Annotated in this window: 20 protein-coding genes and 1 pseudogene; 17 read left to right on the forward strand and 4 right to left on the reverse strand. The window is 72.8% G+C overall.

Annotated features, from left to right (window positions below; translation table 11 throughout):
* Positions 1–131: 131 nt before the first annotated feature.
* From ABT129_RS22475 to ABT129_RS22485, 3 genes are all read left to right on the forward strand, one after another.
* On the forward strand, positions 132–848 hold the full coding sequence (locus ABT129_RS22475) for a (Fe-S)-binding protein (RefSeq protein WP_351904305.1): 717 nt from the start codon (positions 132–134) through the stop codon (positions 846–848).
* Complete coding sequence (locus ABT129_RS22480; protein ID WP_351904308.1) at positions 845–2,269, forward strand: lactate utilization protein B; 1,425 nt, start codon at positions 845–847, stop codon at positions 2,267–2,269. The genes ABT129_RS22475 and ABT129_RS22480 overlap by 4 nt, the downstream gene beginning before the upstream one ends.
* A gap of 290 nt (positions 2,270–2,559) precedes the next feature.
* Positions 2,560–3,195: a LutC/YkgG family protein gene (locus tag ABT129_RS22485; protein ID WP_351904365.1), complete on the forward strand. Its 636-nt coding sequence runs from the start codon at positions 2,560–2,562 to the stop codon at positions 3,193–3,195.
* Between the two features lie 25 nt (positions 3,196–3,220).
* Here ABT129_RS22485 and ABT129_RS22490 read toward each other — a convergent pair whose 3' ends face one another.
* On the reverse strand, positions 3,221–3,679 hold the full coding sequence (locus tag ABT129_RS22490) for a pyridoxamine 5'-phosphate oxidase family protein (RefSeq protein WP_351904311.1): 459 nt from the start codon (positions 3,677–3,679) through the stop codon (positions 3,221–3,223).
* Between the two features lie 171 nt (positions 3,680–3,850).
* Between ABT129_RS22490 and ABT129_RS22495 the strand changes: the two genes are divergently transcribed.
* From ABT129_RS22495 to ABT129_RS22545, 11 genes and pseudogenes are all read left to right on the forward strand, one after another.
* Positions 3,851–4,501, forward strand: a complete 651-nt coding sequence (locus tag ABT129_RS22495; RefSeq protein WP_351904314.1) for a GntR family transcriptional regulator — start codon at positions 3,851–3,853, stop codon at positions 4,499–4,501.
* Positions 4,502–4,512: 11 nt separating this feature from the next.
* Positions 4,513–5,421: a dihydrodipicolinate synthase family protein gene (locus tag ABT129_RS22500; RefSeq protein WP_351904317.1), complete on the forward strand. Its 909-nt coding sequence runs from the start codon at positions 4,513–4,515 to the stop codon at positions 5,419–5,421.
* On the forward strand, positions 5,418–7,223 hold the full coding sequence (araD, locus tag ABT129_RS22505; RefSeq protein ID WP_351904320.1) for an L-arabinonate dehydratase: 1,806 nt from the start codon (positions 5,418–5,420) through the stop codon (positions 7,221–7,223). Before ABT129_RS22500 ends, araD begins: the two co-directional genes overlap by 4 nt.
* Positions 7,224–7,367: 144 nt before the next feature.
* Positions 7,368–8,306, forward strand: a complete 939-nt coding sequence (locus ABT129_RS22510) for a carbohydrate ABC transporter permease (protein ID WP_351904323.1) — start codon at positions 7,368–7,370, stop codon at positions 8,304–8,306.
* Positions 8,307–8,341: 35 nt separating this feature from the next.
* Complete coding sequence (locus tag ABT129_RS22515; protein ID WP_351904368.1) at positions 8,342–9,223, forward strand: carbohydrate ABC transporter permease; 882 nt, start codon at positions 8,342–8,344, stop codon at positions 9,221–9,223.
* Entirely contained in the window at positions 9,220–10,407 is a 1,188-nt protein-coding gene (locus tag ABT129_RS22520) for a Gfo/Idh/MocA family protein (protein ID WP_351904326.1), read from the forward strand. The genes ABT129_RS22515 and ABT129_RS22520 overlap by 4 nt, the downstream gene beginning before the upstream one ends.
* Positions 10,408–10,523: 116 nt before the next feature.
* The gene (locus ABT129_RS22525; protein ID WP_351904371.1) at positions 10,524–11,345 is read left to right on the forward strand and encodes a DUF6807 domain-containing protein; all 822 of its coding nucleotides are present in this window, start codon (positions 10,524–10,526) and stop codon (positions 11,343–11,345) included.
* Entirely contained in the window at positions 11,342–11,995 is a 654-nt protein-coding gene (locus ABT129_RS22530) for a beta-xylosidase family glycoside hydrolase (RefSeq protein ID WP_502981856.1), read from the forward strand. Before ABT129_RS22525 ends, ABT129_RS22530 begins: the two co-directional genes overlap by 4 nt.
* Before the next feature lie 193 nt (positions 11,996–12,188).
* Entirely contained in the window at positions 12,189–13,529 is a 1,341-nt protein-coding gene (locus ABT129_RS22535; protein WP_351904329.1) for an ABC transporter substrate-binding protein, read from the forward strand.
* Positions 13,526–14,324: pseudogene (locus ABT129_RS22540) on the forward strand (rhamnogalacturonan acetylesterase); the annotation flags it as partial. The gene ABT129_RS22535 and the pseudogene ABT129_RS22540, both read left to right, overlap by 4 nt.
* 71 nt (positions 14,325–14,395) lie before the next feature.
* Positions 14,396–15,694, forward strand: coding sequence for a pectate lyase family protein (locus ABT129_RS22545; protein ID WP_351904335.1), 1,299 nt, complete (start codon positions 14,396–14,398; stop codon positions 15,692–15,694).
* Positions 15,695–15,723: 29 nt separating this feature from the next.
* Here ABT129_RS22545 and ABT129_RS22550 read toward each other — a convergent pair whose 3' ends face one another.
* The 3 genes from ABT129_RS22550 to ABT129_RS22560 all read right to left on the reverse strand — a co-directional run bounded on the left by ABT129_RS22550 (position 15,724) and on the right by ABT129_RS22560 (position 17,296).
* Positions 15,724–16,146 carry a secondary thiamine-phosphate synthase enzyme YjbQ gene (locus tag ABT129_RS22550; RefSeq protein WP_351904337.1) on the reverse strand — a complete coding sequence of 141 codons (423 nt, stop codon included), beginning with the start codon at positions 16,144–16,146 and terminating at the stop codon, positions 15,724–15,726.
* A gap of 125 nt (positions 16,147–16,271) precedes the next feature.
* On the reverse strand, positions 16,272–16,958 hold the full coding sequence (locus tag ABT129_RS22555) for a permease prefix domain 1-containing protein (protein WP_351904340.1): 687 nt from the start codon (positions 16,956–16,958) through the stop codon (positions 16,272–16,274).
* Positions 16,955–17,296, reverse strand: coding sequence for a PadR family transcriptional regulator (locus tag ABT129_RS22560; RefSeq protein WP_351904343.1), 342 nt, complete (start codon positions 17,294–17,296; stop codon positions 16,955–16,957). Before ABT129_RS22560 ends, ABT129_RS22555 begins: the two co-directional genes overlap by 4 nt.
* Positions 17,297–17,407: 111 nt before the next feature.
* Between ABT129_RS22560 and ABT129_RS22565 the strand changes: the two genes are divergently transcribed.
* From ABT129_RS22565 to ABT129_RS22575, 3 genes are all read left to right on the forward strand, one after another.
* Positions 17,408–17,917, forward strand: coding sequence for a hypothetical protein (locus ABT129_RS22565; RefSeq protein WP_351904346.1), 510 nt, complete (start codon positions 17,408–17,410; stop codon positions 17,915–17,917).
* A 565-nt stretch (positions 17,918–18,482) separates the two neighbouring features.
* On the forward strand, positions 18,483–20,027 hold the full coding sequence (locus ABT129_RS22570) for a cellulase family glycosylhydrolase (protein ID WP_351904348.1): 1,545 nt from the start codon (positions 18,483–18,485) through the stop codon (positions 20,025–20,027).
* Positions 20,028–20,103: 76 nt separating this feature from the next.
* Entirely contained in the window at positions 20,104–21,861 is a 1,758-nt protein-coding gene (locus ABT129_RS22575) for a glycoside hydrolase family 6 protein (protein WP_351904350.1), read from the forward strand.
* Positions 21,862–21,938: the final 77 nt, after the last annotated feature.

Here is a 21,938-nt window from a genome sequence, read left to right on the forward strand (position 1 = left end):
GGTCGCCCTCCGGTGGGTCGATCCGCCTGCCGGTCGGCCGCCGGTGGGTCGGCTCGTCGGCCGGTCGGCCCGTCCTGGGCACGTCGGTCCTGCGACACTGGACACCGCCGCCCCGTCCCCGAGGAACCGTGATGCGTGTCGCCCTCTTCGTCACCTGTGTCAACGACGCCGTCTTCCCCGCGACGGGCGTGGCCACCGTCCGGGTCCTCGAACGGCTCGGCGTGGAGGTCGACTTCCCCGCCGCGCAGACCTGTTGCGGGCAGCCGCAGTTCAACACCGGGTACCGCGAGGAGACCGCACCGCTCGTGCGCCGCACCGTGCGGGCGTTCGAGGGGTACGCGTACGTCGTCACCCCCTCGGGTTCCTGCGCGGCCATGGTCCGCCACCACTACGCCTCGTTCGGCGCGGAGGCGGCGGGCCTGGGCCCCCGCGTGTACGAGCTGACCGAGTTCCTGGTGGACGTGCTGGGCGTGACGGACGTGGGCGCGTACTTCCCGCACCGGGTGACGTACCACCCGTCCTGCCACGGACTTCGCCTCCTCGGGCTCGGGGAGCGGCCTCGGCGGCTCCTGGAGGCGGTGAAGGGTCTGGAACTCCTGGAGCTGCCGGGCGCCGAGGAGTGCTGCGGCTTCGGCGGAACGTTCGCGGTGAAGAACCCGGACGTGTCGGCGGCGATGGGCGCGGACAAGATCGCGCACGCGCTCTCCACCGGCGCGGAGGTCCTGTGCGGTGCGGACAACTCCTGCCTGCTGCACGTGGGCGGCATGCTGAGCCGCCAGGGCTCGCCGCTGCGCGCGGTGCACCTGGCGGACATCCTGGCGAGCACCGAAGAGGAGCCCTGGTCGTGAGCGGAACGTTCGTCGGCATGCCGGCCTTCCCGACAGCGGCGCGGGCGGCCGTCGGGGACCCGACGCTCCGCGCCAACCTGCGGCACGCGACCCACACCATCCGGGACAAGCGGGCGCGCGCGGTCGCCGAACTCGACGACTGGGCGGAACTGCGGCAGGCCGGGAAGGAGATCAAGGACCGGACGCTCCGTCACCTGGACAGCTTTCTGGTGGAGTTGGAGACGGCGGTCACGGCGGCGGGCGGCACCGTGCACTGGGCCGCCGACGCGGCCGAGGCCAACCGGATCGTCACCGGCCTCGTGAGGGCCACCGGCGAGACGGAGGTGGTCAAGGTCAAGTCGATGGCGACCCAGGAGATCGGACTGAACGAGCACCTGGAGGCCGAGGGCATCGCCGCGTACGAGACGGATCTCGCGGAGCTGATCGTGCAGCTCGGCGACGACCGCCCCTCACACATCCTGGTCCCGGCGATCCACCGCAACCGGGCCGAGATCCGCGACATCTTCCGCGATCGGATGGGGAGTTGGGGACGGCCGGCACCCGAGGGGCTGAGCGACACCCCGGCCGAGCTCGCCGAGGCCGCCCGGCTGCACCTGCGGGAGAAGTTCCTGCGGGCCAAGGTCGGGATCTCCGGGGCGAACTTCATGGTCGCCGAGACCGGCACCCTCGTCGTCGTCGAGTCCGAGGGCAACGGCCGCATGTGCCTGACCCTGCCCGAGACCCTCATCTCCGTCGTCGGCATCGAGAAGGTGGTGCCGACCTGGCGGGACCTGGAGGTGTTCCTCCAGACGCTGCCCCGCTCCTCGACGGCCGAGCGGATGAACCCGTACACGAGCATGTGGACCGGCACGAGCGACGACGACGGGCCGTCCCGTTTCCACCTGGTGCTGCTCGACAACGGGCGTACGGACGCCCTCGCCGACGAGGTCGGCCGCCAGGCACTGCGCTGCATCCGCTGCTCCGCCTGTCTCAACGTCTGCCCGGTGTACGAGCGGGCCGGCGGGCACGCGTACGGCTCCGTCTACCCCGGGCCGATCGGCGCGATCCTCACGCCCCAGCTGCGGGGCACGGCGAGCGAGGTCGACGCCTCCCTGCCGTACGCCTCCTCCCTCTGCGGCGCCTGTTACGAGGTGTGCCCGGTGGCCATCGACATCCCCGAGGTGCTGGTGCACCTGCGCGAGAAGGTGGCCGGGGAGGGAGGCAGCGGGCACCGGCTCGAACGGGCCGCGATCAAGGCGTCCTCCTGGGTGCTCGACCACCCGACCGCCCTGGTGGCGGGCGAACGCCTGGCCTCCGCCACGCGTGCGCTGCACCCGAAACGGCTGCCGGGACCCGGCGCCCGCCAGTGGTCCGCGCACCGGAACCTGCCCGAACTGCCCGCCGAACCGTTCCGTGACTGGTGGAAGAGGAACCGCACGTGACCCACTCCGCCGCCGACTCTCCCGCCCCCTCCCCCACCCACTCCCCCGGCGACGCCCCGGGCGGCTCACGCACGCGCGTACTCGCCCGGATCCGGGCCGCGATCGCGGACACCCGGGAGGACCACGACAGCCGGAACAGCCGAGACGACCGGAACCACCGGGACGACCGGAACAGCCAGGACAGCCAGTTCGGCCAGGACGACCGGGGCAGCCAGGGCGACCGGCACGACCGGAACGACCAGGACGACCCCGACGGCCGAGATGCCCAGGGAGCGCAGGACGCCCCGGGAATGCCCGCCGCCGTCCCCAGAGCACCGGGAGCACCGGGCGCCCCGCGACCACCCGCGACCCCGGCGCCGGACGTCGTCCGCGCCTACCGGACGAGCCACAGCACGGACGACCCCGACGGACTCCTGGACCTGCTGCACGAGAACCTCGCCGAGTACCGCGCCCACGTCCACCGCACCGCGCCGGACGGTCTGGCCGGGCTGATCGCCCGGATCCTGGCCGAGCGCGGCGCCCGCAGCGTCGCCGTACCGCCCGGACTGCCCGGCGGCTGGCTCGGCTCCACCGGGGCCGAGCGGCGCGCCGACGAGCCCCGGCTGACCCCGTACGAACTCGACGGCATCGACGCCGTGGTGACGGGCTGCGCCCTCGCGATCGCCGAGACCGGCACCCTCGTCCTCGACGGCGGACCGGGGCAGGGCCGCCGCGCCCTCACCCTCGTCCCCGACCTGCACGTCTGCGTCGTCCACGCCCCGGAGCAGGTGGTGGCCTCGGTGCCGCTGGCGCTCCCCCGTCTCGACCCGACCCGCCCCCTGACCTGGATCTCCGGTCCGTCGGCGACCAGCGACATCGAACTCGACCGGGTGGAAGGCGTCCACGGCCCCCGGACGCTCGAAGTCGTCCTGGTGACCGGCGGCTGACGGGCCCCAGTGGGCGGCGCCCGCCTCAGACCGCCCAGACGCCGTCCCGCATGAGGTGGCGACCGGCGATCTCGGGCTCCTCGTTCCAGGCCTCCACCTCGGTGGGCCGGACCCGGAACCAGGCGTACGCGGGGCCCGAGCCGCGCGGGTCCCACCCGCACTTCGCGGCGAACCCTTCGACGGCCCGCGTCGGTACGTCCCCGACGGAGAGGGTCGTCACCTCGCCGCCGAGCAGGACGACGTCCCGGGTGTTCCCGAGCGCCAGCCGGGCCCGTCCCCCGGTACTGAGGTTGCGGCCGGTGGGGTTGGTCAGCCGGGTGCAGAGCCAGATGTCGGTGCCGTCCCAGTGGAAGGACAGCGGCACGAGGTAGGGCGCGTCCGCGCCTCCGGCCGAGGCCACCCAGATGTCCGCCTCCTCCGCGAGGCGGGCGAGGACGTCCTTCTTGCGCTGTTCGGGACCCCGAACCGTCGGATCGTTCGTCATGGACCCGACCCTACGGGCCGTCCCTCCCCTGATCCACGCGTCCCGTTGGCACGCAAGGGAGAAAGCGCTTGCGCGAACCATTGACGAAACACGAACGCCCCCCTAACTTCATGCCCGTTGCACTTCGTACGTCATATATGAGACGCGATACATGAGATCTGAGAGTGCGCCATGGCCTTCGCCCCCAGTCCCATCCCCTCCCGCACCCAGTACGTCCTGGAAGCGATCAAGCACGACATCCTCACCGGAGGGCTCAGACCCGGCCAGGCCCTGGTGGAGACCGAACTCGCCGCCCGCTTCGGGGTGTCGAAGACCCCGGTCCGTGAGGCGCTCAAGACCCTCGCGGGCAGCGGGCTCGTGGTGATGAGCCAGTACAAGGGCGTCACCGTCCGGATGGTCGACGCGGACATGGCCCGCGCCGTGTACGACGTGCGGCTGCTCCTGGAGCCCGAGGCGGTCCGCCGCGCGGTCGCCTCCGGCGCTCCGCTCGAAGCGGCCCACGAGGCGCTGCGCCGGGCCGCCGGTGCCGAGGATCCGGCCGAACGCTCCCTGGCCAACCGGGACTTCCACCGCGCGCTCTACCTTCCGTGCGGCAACCCGCTCCTCGGCCGGATGCTCGACGAGGTGCGCGACCAGGCCGCGCTGGTCTCCACGGTCGCCTGGGCCGCCGTCCCCTCGTGGGAGCGCGAGGCCGCGGAGCACGAGGAGATCCTGCGGCTGGCCACCTGCGGCGACGTCGACGGGGCGGGCCGGGCCGTGCACGACCACATCGCCTCGTTCGTCGAGCGCGCCTTTCCCCACTCACCCCTGGACAGCGAATGAGCGGGCAGCACGTGACCATCGAGTTCGAGACCCTCAGGACCGCGCTCGCGGACGTCGTGGCCATCCCGGTCACCCCGTTCGCCGAGGACGGCTCCGTGGACACCGCCACCCACCGCGCGCTGCTGCGCCGGCTGCTCGACGGCGGGGTCCGCACCCTCACCCCGAACGGCAACACCGGTGAGTTCTACGCCCTCACCCCCGAGGAGCGCCGCTCCCTCACCGAGGTGACCGTCGAGGAGGCAGGCGACCGGGCCGCGGTCCTGGTCGGCGTCGGCCACGACGTGCCGACCGCCGTCGAGGCCGCCCGGCACGCCCGCGCCACCGGCGCGCACATGGTGATGGTCCACCAGCCGGTCCATCCGTACGTCTCCGGGGGCGGCTGGGTCGACTACCACCGGGCCATCGCCGAGGCCGTCCCGGAACTCGGCGTCGTCCCCTACATCCGCAACCCGCTGCTGGGCGGCGAGCGCCTCGCCGAGCTCGGCGCCTCCTGCCCCAACGTCGTCGGAGTGAAGTACGCGGTCCCCGACGCGGCCCGGTTCGCCGGCTTCGCCCGGGACGCGGGCCTCGACCGGTTCGTGTGGGTGGCGGGCCTCGCCGAGCCGTACGCCCCCGCCTACTTCGCGAGCGGCGCCACCGGGTTCACCTCCGGCCTGGTCAACGTCTCCGCCGCGCTCTCCCTGGAGATGCGGGACGCCCTGAGGGCAGGCGACTACCCGACGGCGATGAAGGTCTGGGAGCGGATCCGCCGCTTCGAGGAGCTGCGCGCGGCCAACGGCAACGCGGACAACGTGACCGTGGTCAAGGAGGCGCTCGCCTCCCTCGGCCTCTGCCGCCGCGCGGTCCGTCCGCCGAGCCGCGAACTCCCCGATGCCGAGCGGGCCGAGGTCGCCGCCATAGCCGCCGGGTGGCCGGTATGAGCGGCACCCGTCCGGCCGGGACGCACCCCGCGTGGCCCGCGACGGACGGCGCGCCCGCCGGTCCGGGCCACCCCGGCGGCGCCCCGAAGCGCCCCGAGGAGCTGCGCAGCCACCAGTGGTACGGCACGGACGGGCTGCGTTCGTTCAGCCACCGCGCCCGCACCCGGCAGCTCGGCTATCTGCCCGAGGAGCACCTCGGCAAGCCGGTCATCGCGATCCTCAACACCTGGTCCGACATCAACCCCTGTCACGTCCATCTGCGGGACCGCGCCCAGGCGGTGAAGCGGGGCGTGTGGCAGGCCGGCGGCTTCCCGCTCGAATTCCCGGTCTCCACGCTCTCGGAGACCTTCCAGAAGCCGACCCCGATGCTCTACCGCAACCTCCTGGCCATGGAGACGGAGGAGCTGCTGCGCTCGTACCCGGTGGACGGGGCGGTGCTGATGGGCGGCTGCGACAAGACGACCCCGGCGCTCCTCATGGGCGCGGCCTCGGTCGACCTGCCGACCGTGTTCGTTCCGGCGGGTCCGATGCTGCCGGGCCACTGGCGGGGCGAGGTCCTCGGCTCCGGTACGGACATGTGGAAGTACTGGGACGAGAAGCGGGCCGGGCTCATCGGTGACTGCGAGATGGCCGAGCTGGAGAGCGGTCTCGCCCGGTCCCCCGGCCACTGCATGACGATGGGGACGGCGTCCACGCTGACCGCCGCCGCCGAGACCCTGGGCGTGACGGTGCCGGGGGCCTCCTCGGTGCCGGCGGTGGACTCGGGGCACGACCGGATGGCGGCGGCGTCGGGGCTGCGGATCGTGGAGCTCGTACGCCGGGACCTGCGACTGTCGGAGATCCTGACCCCGGAGGCGTACGAGGACGCCGTCGCCGCGGTGCTCGCGCTCGGCGGTTCGACCAACGCGGTCATCCATCTGATCGCGATGGCCGGGCGCTCCGGGGTGGAGCTGTCGCTCGACGACTTCGACCGGATCGCGCGGACGGTCCCGGTCCTGGCGAACCTGCGGCCGGGCGGACGGTTCCTGATGGAGGACTTCCACTTCGCCGGAGGGATGCCGGGCTTCCTCTCCCGGCTCACCGACGTCCTGCACCTGGACCGGCCCACGGTCTCCCACGCCACCCTGCGGGAGCAGCTCGCCGGCGCCCTCGTCCACGACGAGGAGGTGATCCGCGACCGGACGCGGCCGCTGGCCGCCGAGGGCGGGGTCGCGGTGCTGCGCGGCAACCTCTGCCCCGACGGCGCCGTCATCAAGCACATCGCGGCGGAGCCCCGGCTGCTCAAGCACACCGGTCCGGCGGTCGTCTTCGACGACTACCGGTCGATGCAGCGGATCATCGACGATCCGGCGCTCGGCATCACCCCCGAGCACGTGCTGGTGCTGCGTGGAGCGGGCCCCAAGGGCGGTCCGGGGATGCCGGAGTACGGCATGCTGCCCATCCCCCGGTACCTCCTGGAGCAGGGGGTCCGGGACATGGTGCGGATCTCCGACGCCCGGATGAGCGGGACGAGTTACGGGGCGTGCGTGCTGCACGTGGCGCCCGAGTCCCATGTCGGCGGGCCGCTCGCCCTCGTCCGCACGGGCGACACGATCACGCTCGACGTCGCGGCGCGCTCGCTCCATCTGCACGTGACGGACGAGGAGTTGGATGTCCGGCGGGCCGCGTGGACACCGCCGCCGAACCGGTTCGAGCGCGGCTACGGCGCGCTGTACATGGAGCAGATCTCCCAGGCCGACACCGGCTGCGACTTCGCGTTCCTGGCCCGGCCGGGCGCCACCCCCGATCCGTACGCGGGCTGACGGCCCGCCGGGGGCACGGGGGCCGACGTCCCGCAGTCCGTACACCGGGAACGCCCCTCCCCCGTCTCCCGCCCCACCGCAACGCCTTGTCCGAATTCTCGAACGACGTTCGCGAAGCGCTTCACCGAGAACGGAGCCGCCGTCATGGCCTCAGCTGTGACCCCACCACCCCGAGCCGCCGCGGCACGGGGGCGCCGCCGCACGGGAGCCACTCCCCGCCGACTGCCGTACCTGCTGATCGCCCCCGCCGGCCTGTTGATGCTCGGCTTCATCGCCTACCCGGTGCTCAGCGTCTTCTCCTACAGCCTCCAGCACTACAACCCCACGAAGCCCTGGCGGAACGGCTTCGCGGGCCTGGAGAACTTCACCCGGATCTTCACGGACGACCCGAAGTTCTGGGGGACGCTGTCCTTCAGCCTCAAGTGGGTCGTGGTCGAGGTGACGCTCCAGCTCCTCTTCGGCCTCGCGCTCGCCCTCATCGTGAACCAGACGTTCGTCGGCCGCGCCCTGGGCCGGGCCCTGGTCTTCTCCCCGTGGGCCGTGTCGGGCGTGCTCACCTCCGCGATCTGGGTGCTGCTCTACAACTCCCAGACCGGGATCAGCCGTTACCTGGCGGACCTGGGCCTCGGCACGTACGGCACGTCCTGGCTCTCCGACACCTCGACCGTCTTCCCGGCGGCGATCGTCGCCGACCTCTGGCGCGGGGTGCCCTTCTTCGCCATCCTCATCCTGGCCGACCTCCAGTCCGTACCGAAGGACCTGTACGAGGCGGCCGAGGTCGACGGGGCGGGCCGGGTCCGCCAGTTCCTCCACATCACCCTGCCCCACATCCGGGACGCGATCGTCCTCTCCACCCTGCTGCGGGCGGTCTGGGAGTTCAACAACGTCGACCTGCTGTACACGCTGACCGGCGGCGGCCCCGCGGGCGAGACGACCACCCTGCCGCTGTACATCGCCCACACCAGCGTCGACGCCCACAACTTCGGATACGCCTCCGCCCTCACCACGGTGGCGTTCGTGATCCTTCTCTTCTGCTCGATGGTCTATCTGCGCCTGAGCAAGTTCGGAGGCGACGGCAAGTGACAGCCGAGTCCACCCTGAGCCCGGCCCCGGCCGGCGTGACCCCGCCCCGGGCCGCGCAGCCCCCCGACCGGACCCCGCCCGCCCCCGCCCGCGCCCGGCGCAGGGCCTGGGACGAGGTGCCCCGCTGGCAGATCTACCTGCCCCTGGGGATCTATCTCCTCTTCACCCTCATCCCCTTCTACTGGATCCTGCTCTTCGCGGTGCGTCCCGCCGGCTCCACCTCGCTGCTGCCCTGGCCGATGACGACGGCGCACTTCGAGAAGGTGTGGAACGAGCGCAGCTTCGGCGTCTTCTTCCAGAACAGCCTGCTCATCGGGGTCGCGGTCCTGGTGATGACCACCGTCGTCGCCCTGGCCGGCGGCTACGCGCTCGCCCGCTTCGACTTCCGGATCAAGAAGGGCTTCATGCTGGCCCTGCTCTGCTCCCAGTTCGTGCCGGGCGCCCTGCTCCTCGTGCCGCTGTTCCAGATCTTCGCCGAGCTGCGGATGATCAACTCCCTGGGCAGCGTGATCATCGCCGAGACCGTCTTCCAGCTCCCCCTCTCGATGATCCTCATCAGCGGCTTCATCAGGAACGTGCCGTACTCCCTGGAGGAGGCGGCCTGGGTCGACGGCTGCAACCGCTTCCACGCCTTCCGGATCGTCGTCCTGCCGCTCCTGCGGCCCGGTCTGGTCGCCGTCGGCTCCTTCGCCTTCGTGCACGCCTGGAACCACTTCCTCTTCGCCCTGATGTTCCTCAGCAGCCAGGACAAGCAGACGATCCCGGTCGGCCTCAACACCCTCATGGGCGCCGACAGCGTCGACCTCGGGGCGCTCGCCGCGGGCGGGGTCATCGCCGCGGTGCCCGTCGTGGTCGTCTTCGCCTTCATCCAGAAGTGGCTGGTCACCGGCTTCAGCGCGGGGGCGGTGAAGGGATGAGCACCGCAGCCGCGCCACCCGTCGCCCCCGCCCGTACGCCGCTGCCCGTCGTCCTCGCCGGGGCCCGCGGCCACGGCCGCAGCCACCTCCTCAACATCCGCCGGCTCGAAGAGCGGGGGCTCGTCCGCCTCGCCGGGATCTGCGAGCTGCGCCCGCTCGATCCGGCCGAGCTCGACGGCCTCGGGGACCCGGAGCAGTCCGCCGACCTCGACGCCCTCCTCTCCTCCACCGGCGCCCGGATCGCCGTGCTCAGCACCCCCATCCAGACCCACACCGAGATGGCCCTCGCCGCCGCCCGGCACGGTGCCCACCTGCTCCTGGAGAAGCCGCCGGCCCCGTCGTTCGCGGAGTTCCGCCGGATGGCCGACGGCGTCGAGGCGGCCGGGGTGGCCTGCCAGATCGGCTTCCAGTCCCTCGGTTCGCACGCGGTGCCCGCGATCCGCCGGATGGTCGGGGAGGGCGCGATCGGTGAACTCCTCGGCGTCGGCGGAGCCGGGGCCTGGGTCCGCGACGAGGCGTACTTCCGGCGGGCGCCCTGGGCCGGCCGGCGTCGGCTCGGCGGGGTCGACGTCGTCGACGGGGTGCTGACCAACCCCCTCGCCCACGCCGTCGCGACGGCGCTCGCGCTCTCCGGCGCCACCCGTGCCGAGGACGTCGAGCACATCGAGACCGAGCTGTCGCACGCCCACTCCATCGAGTCCGACGACACCTCGGGGGTACGGGTGGTGACCTCCGCCGGTGTCCAGGTCACGGTGGCGGTGACGCTGTGCGCCGAGACGTCCTCGGAGCCGTATGTGATCGTGCACGGCAGCCGGGGCCGGATCACCTTCTGGTACCGGCAGGACCGGGTGCTCGTGCAGCGTGCCGGGCACGGCCCGGTGGAGACCGTGTACGGCCGTACCGACCTTCTGGAGAACCTCGTCGCGCACGTCACGGACGGCGAGCCGCTCCGGGTGCCGCCGACGGAGACCGGTGCGTTCATGCGGGTCGTCGAGGCGGTGCGGACGGCTCCCGACCCCCGGGGGATTCCCGCGGCGCACTGGCACAGCGAACCCGGCGAGAGCGCGCCGCGCCGGGTCGTCGACGGCATCGACGCCCTGGTGGACACCAGCGCCGACGAACTCAGGCTGTTCTCCGAACTCGGTGCCCCCTGGGCCCCGTCGACCCGGGTGGAGGCCCGATGAGCCCCCCGTCCCCGCCCCCGTCCGCCTCCTCGTCCCGCTCCTCCTCTCCTTCCGCACCGGCATCCGCACCGGCATCCGCAGCCCCGTCCGCATCCGCATCCGCATCCGCGACGGTCCTGTACTGCGCGGGGCGCGCCGTCGCCCGCTGTACGACCCGGTCCGCTCTCACCCCCGGCCACGCGCCCCGGCCTCATCTCCACCCCGTCACCACCCTCGCCGGGCGGGTGGTGACGGAGAGCCTGCCCGAGGACCATCCGCACCACCTGGGGGCGGGTGTCGCCGTGCCCGACGTCGCGGGTCACAACTTCTGGGGCGGCCGCACCTTCGTCCGCGACCGCGGGCCCGTCGCACTCGACAACCACGGCGCGCAGCGGCACGACGGGTTCACGCGGCGCGAACCGGAAAGCTTTGTGCAGGAGTTGACCTGGACGGCGGCCGGCGATCCGCTCCTCCGCGAGCACCGCACGGTGGCGGCCACCGCGCTCACCGACTCCGCCTGGGCACTCGGCCTCACCTTCTCGCTCACCAACGTGTCCGGACGGGACCTGTCGATCGGCAGCCCCGCGACGAACGGCCGGCCGGGCGCCGCGTACGGCGGATTCTTCTGGCGCGCGCCGAAGGAGGCCACGGCCCCGGCGGTGTTCACGGCGGAGGGGGACGGCGAGGAGGCGGTGCACGGGCGCCGCGCCGACTGGGTGGCGCTCGCGGGCGAGGGCTGGACCCTGGTGTTCGCGGGGGCGACCGCGCGGACCCGCGAGGACCCGTGGTTCGTCCGCGCCGCCGAATACCCGGGGGTCGGCTCCTCCCTCGCCCACGAGACACGCCTCGCGGTGGCGGACGGCGAGACCCTCGTACGGGGTGTGGTGACGGTCGTCGCCGACGGCCGCCTCGACCGGGCCGGGGCCGCCGCCCTGGTCCGCACGGCGGTGACCTCGTGAGGCCGGCGCCGACCGGTCAGGTCGGCGGCGAGCCGTACGCGACCGGCGATCTCGGCGACGGCACCTACCGCAAGTGGACCGCCAACCCGGCCGAGGGCTGGGCCAGTCAGCACGCGGGCGACGGGCTGCGGCTCGGCTGTGTGCGGACGGACCGGCTGGGCGATCTGCGGACCGTGCCGCACGTCCTCACCCAACGGCTGCCCGCCGGGGCGCGCGTGGTCGAGGCCGGGCTCCGGCTCGGCTCCGGGGCGCCCGGGTCCCGCGCGGGGCTCGTCGTCCTGGGCGACGCGTACGCGTGGATCGGCCTGGAGCGGGCCCCGGACGGCACGGCCCGGCTCGTGCACCGTTTCGCCCCGGCGGGCACGGACCGGGAACGGGACGCGGCGCGCTCCCGGCCGGTCCCCGGTGACCGGGTCCTGCTGCGGATCGAGGTGACAACGGACGCGCGCTGCCGTTTCTCGTACGCCCCCCACGACGGCGACGGCACCGGTCCCTCCGGCGGGGGCCGTCCGGTCCCGCTCGGGCCGGAGTTCGCCGCCACCCCGTGGCGCTGGGTCGGCGCGCTGCTCGGCCTCTTCGCCGGAGCGCCGCAGGGCGCGGGACACGCCGGGACGGCCGTGTTCTCCGACTTCCGCGTCACCCCCGCCTGACCGTCCCCCCCGCCTGACCGTCACCCGGCCCGACCGTCACCCCCGCCGACCGCCATGCCCGCCGACCCGCGTCCCCGCCCGGCCGGCCGGCGCCACGGTCCGACCGGGCTCCCCGTCCGGGCGGCCCCGAGCTCCCCCACACCCCCGCACCACCCCCCGTACCTCGTACCACCCCGAGAGAAGAGAGCCGACGATGACCATCTTCCCCGGCGGACGGCGCAGAGCCGCTGTCGCCCTCGCCCTGACCGGTGTCCTCGCCCTGACCGCCACCGCCTGCGGTGACGACGGCAGCGGCGCGGGCGGCGACAAGGGCACCGAGGGATCGGGCAAGGGAAAGATCACCTTCTGGGACAACAACGGCGGTGTCCGCACCGACGTGTGGAAGGAGATCATCGCGGACTTCGAGAAGGCGAACCCCGACATCGACGTCGAGTACGTCGGGATCGCCTCCAAGGAGGTCCAGTCCAAGTACGACACCGCCATCCAGGGCGGTGGTCTGCCCGACGTCGGCGGTGTCGGCGCGGCGATGCTCGCCGGAATCGCGGCGCAGAACGCGCTGGAGCCGCTCGACGCCCGCGTCGAGGGCGGCTCGCTCAAGGGCAAGCTGAACGCCGCCATGGTCACGAGCGTGAAGTCGGCGGGCGGGCAGGGCAAGCTGTTCACCGTCCCCACCTCCGCCAGCAACGGCGTGCTCTACTACCGCACCGACCTGTTCGAGGCGGCCGGGCTGCCGGAGCCGGCCACCTGGTCGGCCTTCTACACGGCGGCCGAGAAGCTGACCGCCACCGACAGGAACCGCTTCGGCTACACGATCCGCGGCGGCGCGGGCTCGATCGCGCAGGCCCTGGACGCGATGTACGGCCAGAGCGGCATCACCACGTTCTGGAACGGCGACCGGACCACCGTCAACGCTCCCGGGAACGTGGCCGCCCTGGAGAAGTACGCCGGACTGTTCAAGCGGACCACCCCGGCCGCCGACGTCAACAACGACTTCACCAAGATGGTCGCCCAGTGGGACAGCGGCGAGATCGGCATGCTGAACCACAACCTCGGCTCCTACCAGGACCACGTGAAGGCGCTCGGCACGGAGAAGTTCCGGGGCATCCCCAACCCGACCCTGGACGACGGCACCCGGGTGCAGGTCTCCAACCCGGTCGACGGCCTCGGTCTCTTCTCCTCCAGCAGGAACAAGGCCGCCGCCTGGAAGTTCATCGAGTTCGCGGCCTCGCACGCCTCCAACAGCAAGTGGAACAGGTCGGCCGGCGCCATCCCCGCCAACACCGAGGCCGCCAAGGACCCGTGGCTCCAGGAGGCGGAGCCGACCAAGCTCGGCGCCGACGTCCTCTTCAGCAGCAGGGCCACCATCGTGGAGCTGCCGTACTACCTGCCGGACTGGAACACCATCTCCAAGGCCGAGAACGAGTCGGGCTTCCAGAAGGTCCTGCTCGGCACGTCCACCGCGAAGGAGTTCCTCGACCACCTCGCCGAGCAGCTGAACGCGGCGCAGGCCGAATGGAAGCGGCAGAACCCGTGAGCGCAGGCCGCCGCGCGGTGGTCACGGCCGGGGCGGGCCTCGCGCTCGCCCTGGCCGGGGCTTCCCCGGCCCGTTCCCAAGGACACCCCCCGCATGCGCACCCTCTTCCTCGCGGGCGACTCCACGGCCGCCCAGAAGTACTCCGACGCCGCGCCCGAGACGGGCTGGGGCATGGCCCTCCCCTTCTTCCTGCACCGGGGCGTGCGGGTCGCCAACCACGCCGTCGACGGGCGCAGCACCAAGAGCTTCCTCGACGAGGGGCGGCTCGACACCCTCCTGACGGCGCTCCGCCCGGGCGACCTGCTCCTGGTCCAGTTCGGCCACAACGACCAGAAGGCCGCCGACCCCCGCCGCTTCACCGAGCCGTGGACCACCTACCAGGACAACCTGCGGGTCTTCGTCGAGGCCGCGCGGTCGCGGGGCGCGCTCCCGGTGCTCGCCACCTCCGTCGAGCGGCGCGGGTTCGACGCGGACGGCACCGCGCTGCGCACCCACGGGGCGTATCCGGCGGCGATGCGGGAGACCGCCCGCACGTCGGACGTCCCGCTCCTGGACATCGCGGCGCTGTCGCTCGCCCTGTGGCAGCGGCTCGGCCCCGAGGCCACGAAGTCGTACTTCAACTGGACGGCGACCGAGCGGGACGACACGCACTTCAACCCGCCGGGGGCGATCGCGGTGGCCCGCCTGGTCGTCGCCGAGCTGCTCCGCACCCAGGTCCTCGCGCCGCGCGAGACGCGCCGCACCGAGACCGAGATCCCCGCCGGCCTGATCACCTGGCCCGCACCCGAGACCGCGCCCCCGTCGGCACCCGCACCCGATTCCACACCTCGTTCCCCCCGCACCGCCACCTCCGAGGAGAGCCGTCCATGAACCGACGTACGCGACGGGGAGCGGTGGCCGCGGCCGCCCTCGCCCTGACGGTCACCGCCCCCGCGGCCGGCGCCCACGCCGCCCCGCGCCCGAGCGCCGACCCCGCCCGTGTGACGCTCCCGGCCGGTGACGGCTGGGCGTCCGCGGGCACCGGCACCACCGGCGGGGCCGCCGCCCCCGCCTCGCGGGTCTTCACCGTCACCACCTGGGAGGAGTTCCGGGCCGCGCTCGCCGTGCCCGGCACCGAGCCAAGGATCGTCAAGGTGGTCGGCACGCTGAACGCCACCGCCGCCGGCTGCGCCGCCTTCGAGGCGCCCGGCTACGACTTCGCCCGTTACCTCGCCGACTACGACCCCGCCGTCTGGGGGTACGAGAACGTGGTCAGCGGCCCCCAGGAGGAGCTGCGGGCCGCGTCCGCGACCGCCCAGGGCGAGGCGATCAAGGTCAGGGTGCCCGCCAACACCACGATCAGCGGTGTCGGCGGGAACGCCGGGATCACCGGCGGCAGCCTCCAGGTGCAGGGCGTCGACAACGTCGTGGTCCGTGACCTCACGCTGGAGAGCCCGCTCGACTGCTTCCCGCAGTGGGACCCGACGGACGGCGCGACCGGGGCGTGGAACTCCGAGTACGACAGCCTCGTCGTGTACGGCTCCACCCATGTCTGGATCGACCACAACACCTTCACCGACGGGGCCCACCCGGACAGTTCGCTGCCCTCGTACTACGGGGAGGTCTACCAGCGGCACGACGGCGAGCTGGACATCGTGCGGGGCGCGGACCTGGTCACCGTCTCCTGGAACGTCTTCACCGACCACGACAAGACCCTGATGATCGGCAACAGCGACAGCGCGGGCGCCACCGACCGGGGGAAGCTGCGGGTCACCCTCCACCACAACCTCTTCGAGAACGTGGTCGAGCGGGCGCCCCGGGTCCGGTTCGGGCAGGTCGACGCGTACAACAACCACTTCGTGGTGCCGAGCGCCGCCCCCTACGCGTACAGCCTCGGGGTCGGGCTGGAGTCCCGGCTCTTCGCGGAGAAGAACGCGTTCACGCTGGCCGAGGGGGTGCCGGCCGGGAAGATCCTGAAGAGGTGGAAGGACGCGCCGGTCACCACCGCGGGCAACTACGTGAACGGCCGGCCGGTGGACCTCCTCGCCGTCCACAACGCGCAGTTCCCCGACGAGCCGCTGCGGCCGGACGCGGGCTGGACCCCGGTCCTGCGCACCCGCGTCGACCACCCGAGGGCCGTCCCCGCCCTGGTCGGCCACCGTGCGGGCGCCGGCCGCCCCTGCTGAGCACGAGGCCCCAGGAGCCGCCGGGCCCGTCACCCGAGGAACGAGAGGCGCACCTGGCGGTGGGGGTTGTCCTTGTTGGTGTCGACGAGGCACACCGACTGCCAGGTGCCGAGAGCCAGTTCGCCGGCGATCACGGGGAGCGTCGCGTGGGGCGGGACGATGGCCGGCAGGACGTGGTCGCGGCCGTGTCCCCGGCTGCCGTGGCGGTGCTGCCAGCGTTCGTCGGCGGGGAGCAGGTGGTGGAGGGCCGACAGCAGGTCGTCGTCGCTTCCCGATCCGGTCTCGATCAGCGCCACGCCCGTGGTCGCGTGGGGTGCGAAGACGTTCAGGAGTCCGTCCCGTCCCTGTGCCACCTCGGCGAGGAAGGAGGCGCACTCCTGGGTCAGGTCGTGGACCGTCTCCGCCCTCCCCGTGGTGACGTCCAGGGTGCGTGTCTCGAAACCGTGGCTCATGGCTCCATCGTGGCCGACCGGGCCGTCATCTCGCGCTTCCCACGCGGACGGCCGGGCCGGTAAGGGGCTCCTCGCCGTGCGACGCGGTGGCCGGCGGGATTGCGGCGAAGGGTGGTGCGGAGCGGTCAGCGGGCCGGTGTTCCGGAGACCGGGAGGCGGGCGCAGCGGCGGCAGGCGCGGGCCGAGGCCGCCACGACGGCGTGGGAGGCGGCCGCGAGCGCGCCCGCGAAGGCGAGCAGGGGCCAGTCGGTGGCGAGGGCGGAGGCGGTGGCGAGCGCGAGGGTCGTGACCGCCAGGGCGATGCCCGCGGTGGTGCCCGTCCAGGCCACCACGAGCGGCAGCCGGGGCGGTGTGGGCAGCCTGCGGGCGAGGGTGCCGGTGATCGCGAGCGTCCCGGCGGCGAGCAGGGTGGCGGCGATGGCGACACCGGCCAGGTGCACGGCGAGGAGCTGTGCGGTGCGGGGGATCAGCCCCGTCAGGTCGTGGTCGGGGGCCCCGGCCAGGTACCAGCAGGCGATCAGGAAGGGGGCGGTGAGGGCGACCGCCCGGGCGGTGTGGCGGGCCTGGGCGAGGGTCAGTTCGCGCTGGCAGCCGGGGACGAGTTCACCGACGGTGCCGAACTCCCGTACCGCCGCGCCGATCGCGTCCCGGCGCGGGACCCCCTGCTCGACGTGGGCATCCGCCGTGTCCGCGAGCCCGCCGCGGATCTCCTCGATCAGCCGGGCCTTGGCCCGGGCCGGTCCGTGGAGGGCCGCGTCGAGGTCGGCGACGTACTCCGCGAGGGGGTCGGGGCCGGTGGCGGCGGCGTTCACGTGGCGAGCCCGGGCGGTGTGGCGGGGTTCAGGACCGAGCCGATCGCGGCGGTGAACTCGTTCCACGCGGTCCGTTCGCCGGCGAGCGTGTGCCGGCCCGCGTCGGTGAGCTCGTAGCAGCGCCGGCGCCGTTCGCCCGAGGACTGCCAGCTGCTGCTCAGGAGTCCGACCCGCTCCAGCCGGTTCAGGGCCGGGTAGATCGTGCCCGTCCGCAGTTCGAGCACGCCCCCGCTGCGGCTCTGGACCGCGGCGATGATCGCGTAGCCGTGCAGCGGGCCCGGTTCGAGCACCGCGAGCAGCAGTCCGTCCAGGTGCCCTCGCACCGCATCCGCCTTCATAGGTAGGCAGCCTACACAAGAGAGCCGTAGGCAGTGTATGTATTGGTAGCCAACATATTGGCAGCCAGTCCATCGAGCTTCTGCTCGGCATCCCCCGCGGAGGCACACGTCGTGACCGAGTTCCTGTTGTCCGTCCACGTCCTGGTCGCGATCGTCACGGTCGGATCGATCACCGTGGCGGCGTCGATGTTCCCGCGCGTCGCACTACGGGCCTTCGGAGGCGGGGAGCCCGACGCGCACCCCGGGGAGGCCGGGACCCTGACCGGCAGGGACACCGGGACCGGGACGGCCAGGCTGCTCCACCGGGTCTGCGCCGGGTACGCCGTGGCGGGTGTCGTCGTCCCGGTGTTCGGCATCGCCACCGGCGCCCAGCTCGGCGTGCTGACCGACGCGTGGCTGATCGTCTCGCTCCTGCTCACCGTCGCCGCCGCGGCCCTCCTCGGCCTGGCGATCCTGCCGGGCCAGCGACGCCTGCTCGCCCTGGCCGAGGGCGCGGCGCCGGAGCGGGAGGCGCGGCCGATCGCGTCCCGGCTCTCCATGACCACCGGGATGTTCAACGTCCTCTGGGCGGTCATCGTCGTCCTGATGATCGTCCGCCCGGGCTCCACGACGGGCGCCTGATCCCGCGGACCGCCCGGGTGCGCGTGCGGGCCGGGCGGCGCCTTCCGGCGGCCGCCCGGCCTCGCCGTACGCCGAGCCGCTCCCTGCGGGGCGGCTGCCGCGCGAGCCGCTCGGCGTACGAGCCCATGGCCGGGGCGAGGTCCGCCTGGACCCAGAGCCGGTGGTACGTGAAGACGGGCGCGGCGGGGGTCGCGGTGAGGTGGGTGTCGCCCGCTCGGGGAGGCCACGAGCGCGGGGCCCGCGGCGACGGTGCTGCCGGCGTGGGCTCGTTCTCGGTCGGAGGCGTGGCATGCGGGTGGTTCTCCTCGCGGCTCGTGGAGGCGGGGGGAGCGAAGAGCGGAACGTGCCTGGAGACAAGCTGTGAACCAGTGGGAGCGCTCCCACTGTGCAGTTGGGGCGCTGCGGCGTCAAGGTGCGTGAAGAGTCGAAGGCAACGGACGAGGAAATTCACCCAACACCTCTTTTCCTTGGCGGCAGTTGACGCTACGGTCTGGCCGACCAGTGGGAGCGAATCCGTCCGGTCGGCACACCGTCACAGGTGTGCCCTCGCTGCGAGGACTCGCTCATGCGACATCCCCCACGTCTGTTCGCGCTGCTCTCCGGAGCGGCGCTCACGATGGCGAGCACCGCGTTCGCCCTCTCGGGTGCGGCCTCAGGAGCCGCGGCCGCACCCGTCTGCACGGTGGAGTACTCGGTCGTCGGCCAGTGGGCCGGCGGCTATCAGGGCGCCGTCACGATCACCAACAACGCCGCTCCGCTGAGCGGTTGGAGCCTCGGTTTCAGGTTCCCGGCCGGCCAGTCCGTCAGTCAGGGCTGGGGCGGGAAGTGGTCCCAGTCCGGGACCGCCGTCACGGTCGTGAACGAGAGCTGGAACGCCGCGCTCGGCACGGGAGCGAAGGTGTCGGGCGGCTTCATCGCCTCCTGGTCGGGCGCCAACACGGCTCCCACCGCGTTCACGCTCAACGGCGCCCCGTGCGACACCGACGTCCCCCCGACGCCGACACCCACACCCACACCCACACCCACACCCACCGAGCCGACCACCCCTCCGACCACACCGCCCACCACTCCCCCGACCACACCGACCCCGGTCACCGGCGCGCCCGAACTCAGCGTGTCCGGGAACAGGTTCACCGACCAGAACGGCGCCACCCGACGCCTCCTCGGCGTCAACCGCTCCGGCGGTGAGTTCATGTGCGTCCAGGGCCACGGCTTCTTCGACGGCCCCGTCGACGACGCCTCGGTCAGGGCCATCGCCGACTGGAAGGCCAACACGGTCCGCATCCCCCTCAACGAGGAGTGCTGGCTCGGCCTCGACAACATCAAGCCCGCGTACCGCGGCACGCCCTACGTCGACGCGGTCAGGGACCTGGTGAACAGGGTCCTCGCCCACGGCATGACACCCGTGGTCGAACTGCACTGGACGCACGGTCTGTACACGGGCAACTCGGCGGGCTGCTCCGACGTGCACGCCTCCTGCCAGAAGCCGATGCCCGGCGCCCGGTACACCCCGGCGTTCTGGACCTCGGTGGCGAACACCTTCAAGAACGACCGGCGCGTCGTGTTCGACCTGTTCAACGAGCCCTATCCGGACCGGGCGACCTCCACCGCGACCCAGGCGTGGACCTGCTGGCGCGACGGCGGCAGCTGCCCGGGCATCGGCTACGAGGTCGCCGGCATGCAGGACCTGGTGGACGCGGTCCGCGCCACGGGAGCAAGGAACCTCGTCCTCGTCCCGGGCATCGCGTACTCCAACGACCTGAGCCAGTGGCTCGCGTACGCCCCCACCGACCCGGCGGACAATCTGGCCGCCGCCTGGCACGTCTACAACTTCAACACCTGCTCCGACGAGACGTGCTGGAACACCACCCTCGCCCCGGTGGCCGCCGAGGTTCCCCTCCTCGCCGGCGAGATCGGCGAGAACACCTGCGGACACGGGTTCATCGACCGCGTCATGACGTGGTTCGACGACCGCCGTCTCTCGTACCTGGGCTGGACCTGGAACACCTGGAACTGCAACTCGGGTCCCGCGCTGATCAGTTCGTACGACGGCACTCCCACCGCGTTCGGCATCGGGCTGCGCGATCACCTGCGCGGCCTCACCCCCTGATCCCGCCCCCCCCCCTGATCCCGCCCCCCCTGATCCCACTTCCTGATCCGACGTCCTGAAAGGAACACCCACCCGCATGAGCCGCACCAGAAGCACCAGCCGCACCGCCCTCCTGGCGGCCCTCGGCCTCATCACGGCCACCGGCGCCACCGCCACCGCCCTCGGCACCGCCACCGCCGGCGCCGCGGCCCCCGGCTGCCGGGTCGACTACCGGATCACCAACCAGTGGAACACCGGCTTCGGCGCCGACGTGACCGTCACCAACACCGGTGACCCCGTGGCCGCCTGGACCCTCGAATGGTCCTACGCGGGCAACCAGCGGGTCACCCAGGGCTGGAACGCCACGATCACCCAGTCCGGCGCCGCCGTCACCGCCAAGAACCTCTCCTACAACGGGACCCTGGCCACGGGGGGTTCGACCTCCTTCGGCTTCAACGGCTCGTACAGCGGCACCAACGCCGTACCGGCCACCTTCAAGCTGAACGGGGTCGTCTGCAACGGCGCCACCGAGCCGACCCAGCCGCCGACCACCCCGCCCACGACGCCCCCGACCACGCCTCCCACCACCCCGCCGCCGGCCGGCGGCAAGGCCGACAACCCGTACGCCGGCGCCAAGGTGTACGTGAACCCGGAGTGGGCGGCGAAGGCGGCGGCCGAGCCCGGCGGCACGAAGATCTCCGGCCGGCCCACCGGGGTCTGGCTGGACCGGATCGCCGCCGTCAACGGCTCCGCCACCTCCATGGGCCTGCGCGCCCACCTCGACGAGGCCCTCCGGCAGAAGGGCGCCGGCGAGCTCGTCGTCCAGCTGGTCGTCTACAACCTGCCGGGCCGCGACTGCGCCGCGCTCGCCTCCAACGGCGAGCTCGGCCCGACCGAGATCGGCCGCTACAAGACCGACTACATCGACCCGATCGCCGCGATCCTCTCCGATCCCAAGTACGCGGGGCTGCGGATCGTCACCACGGTCGAGATCGACTCGCTGCCCAACCTCGTCACCAACGTCTCCGGCCGCCCGACCGCCACGCCCAACTGCGACGTCATGAAGGCCAACGGCAACTACGTCACCGGCGTCGGCTACGCGCTCAGGAAGCTCGGCGCGATCGGCAACGTCTACAACTACGTGGACGCCGGCCACCACGGCTGGCTCGGCTGGGACGACAACTTCGGCCCCTCCGCCGAACTGTTCAAGCAGGCGGCCACCGCCGAGGGCTCCACGCTCTCCAACGTCCACGGCTTCATCGTCAACACCGCCAACTACAGCGCGCTGAAGGAGAACCACTTCACGATCGGCGACAGCGTGAACGGCGTCTCCGTGCGCCAGTCGAAGTGGGTCGACTGGAACCGGTACACCGACGAGCTGTCCTACGCCCAGGCCATGCGTGCCAAGCTGGTCCAGCTCGGCTTCGACAGCGGCCTCGGCATGCTGATCGACACCTCCCGCAACGGCTGGGGCGGCACCGCCCGGCCCACCGCCCCGGGCGCGACGACCAGCGTCGACACCTACGTCAACGGCGGCCGTTACGACCGGCGCATCCACCTCGGCAACTGGTGCAACCAGTCCGGCGCGGGTCTCGGCGAGCGGCCGCAGGCGGCGCCCGCCACGGGCATCGACGCGTACGTCTGGATGAAGCCCCCGGGCGAGTCCGACGGCGCCAGCAAGGAGATCCCGAACAACGAGGGCAAGGGCTTCGACCGGATGTGCGACCCGACCTACACGGGCAACGCCCGTAACGGGAACAGCATGTCGGGCGCGCTGCCGGACGCCCCGATCTCGGGCCAGTGGTTCTCGGCCCAGTTCCAGGAGCTCCTGAAGAACGCCCACCCGGCGCTGTAACACCCCCGCGCGACCCTGTGGCGGGGGGGGGGCGCCGCCCGCCCCCGGGGCCGCCCCCGCGCCCGCCCCGGCGCCCC

It is taken from the genome of Streptomyces sp. NPDC002057 (genome assembly GCF_040296665.1).
Lineage (GTDB): Bacteria > Actinomycetota > Actinomycetes > Streptomycetales > Streptomycetaceae > Streptomyces.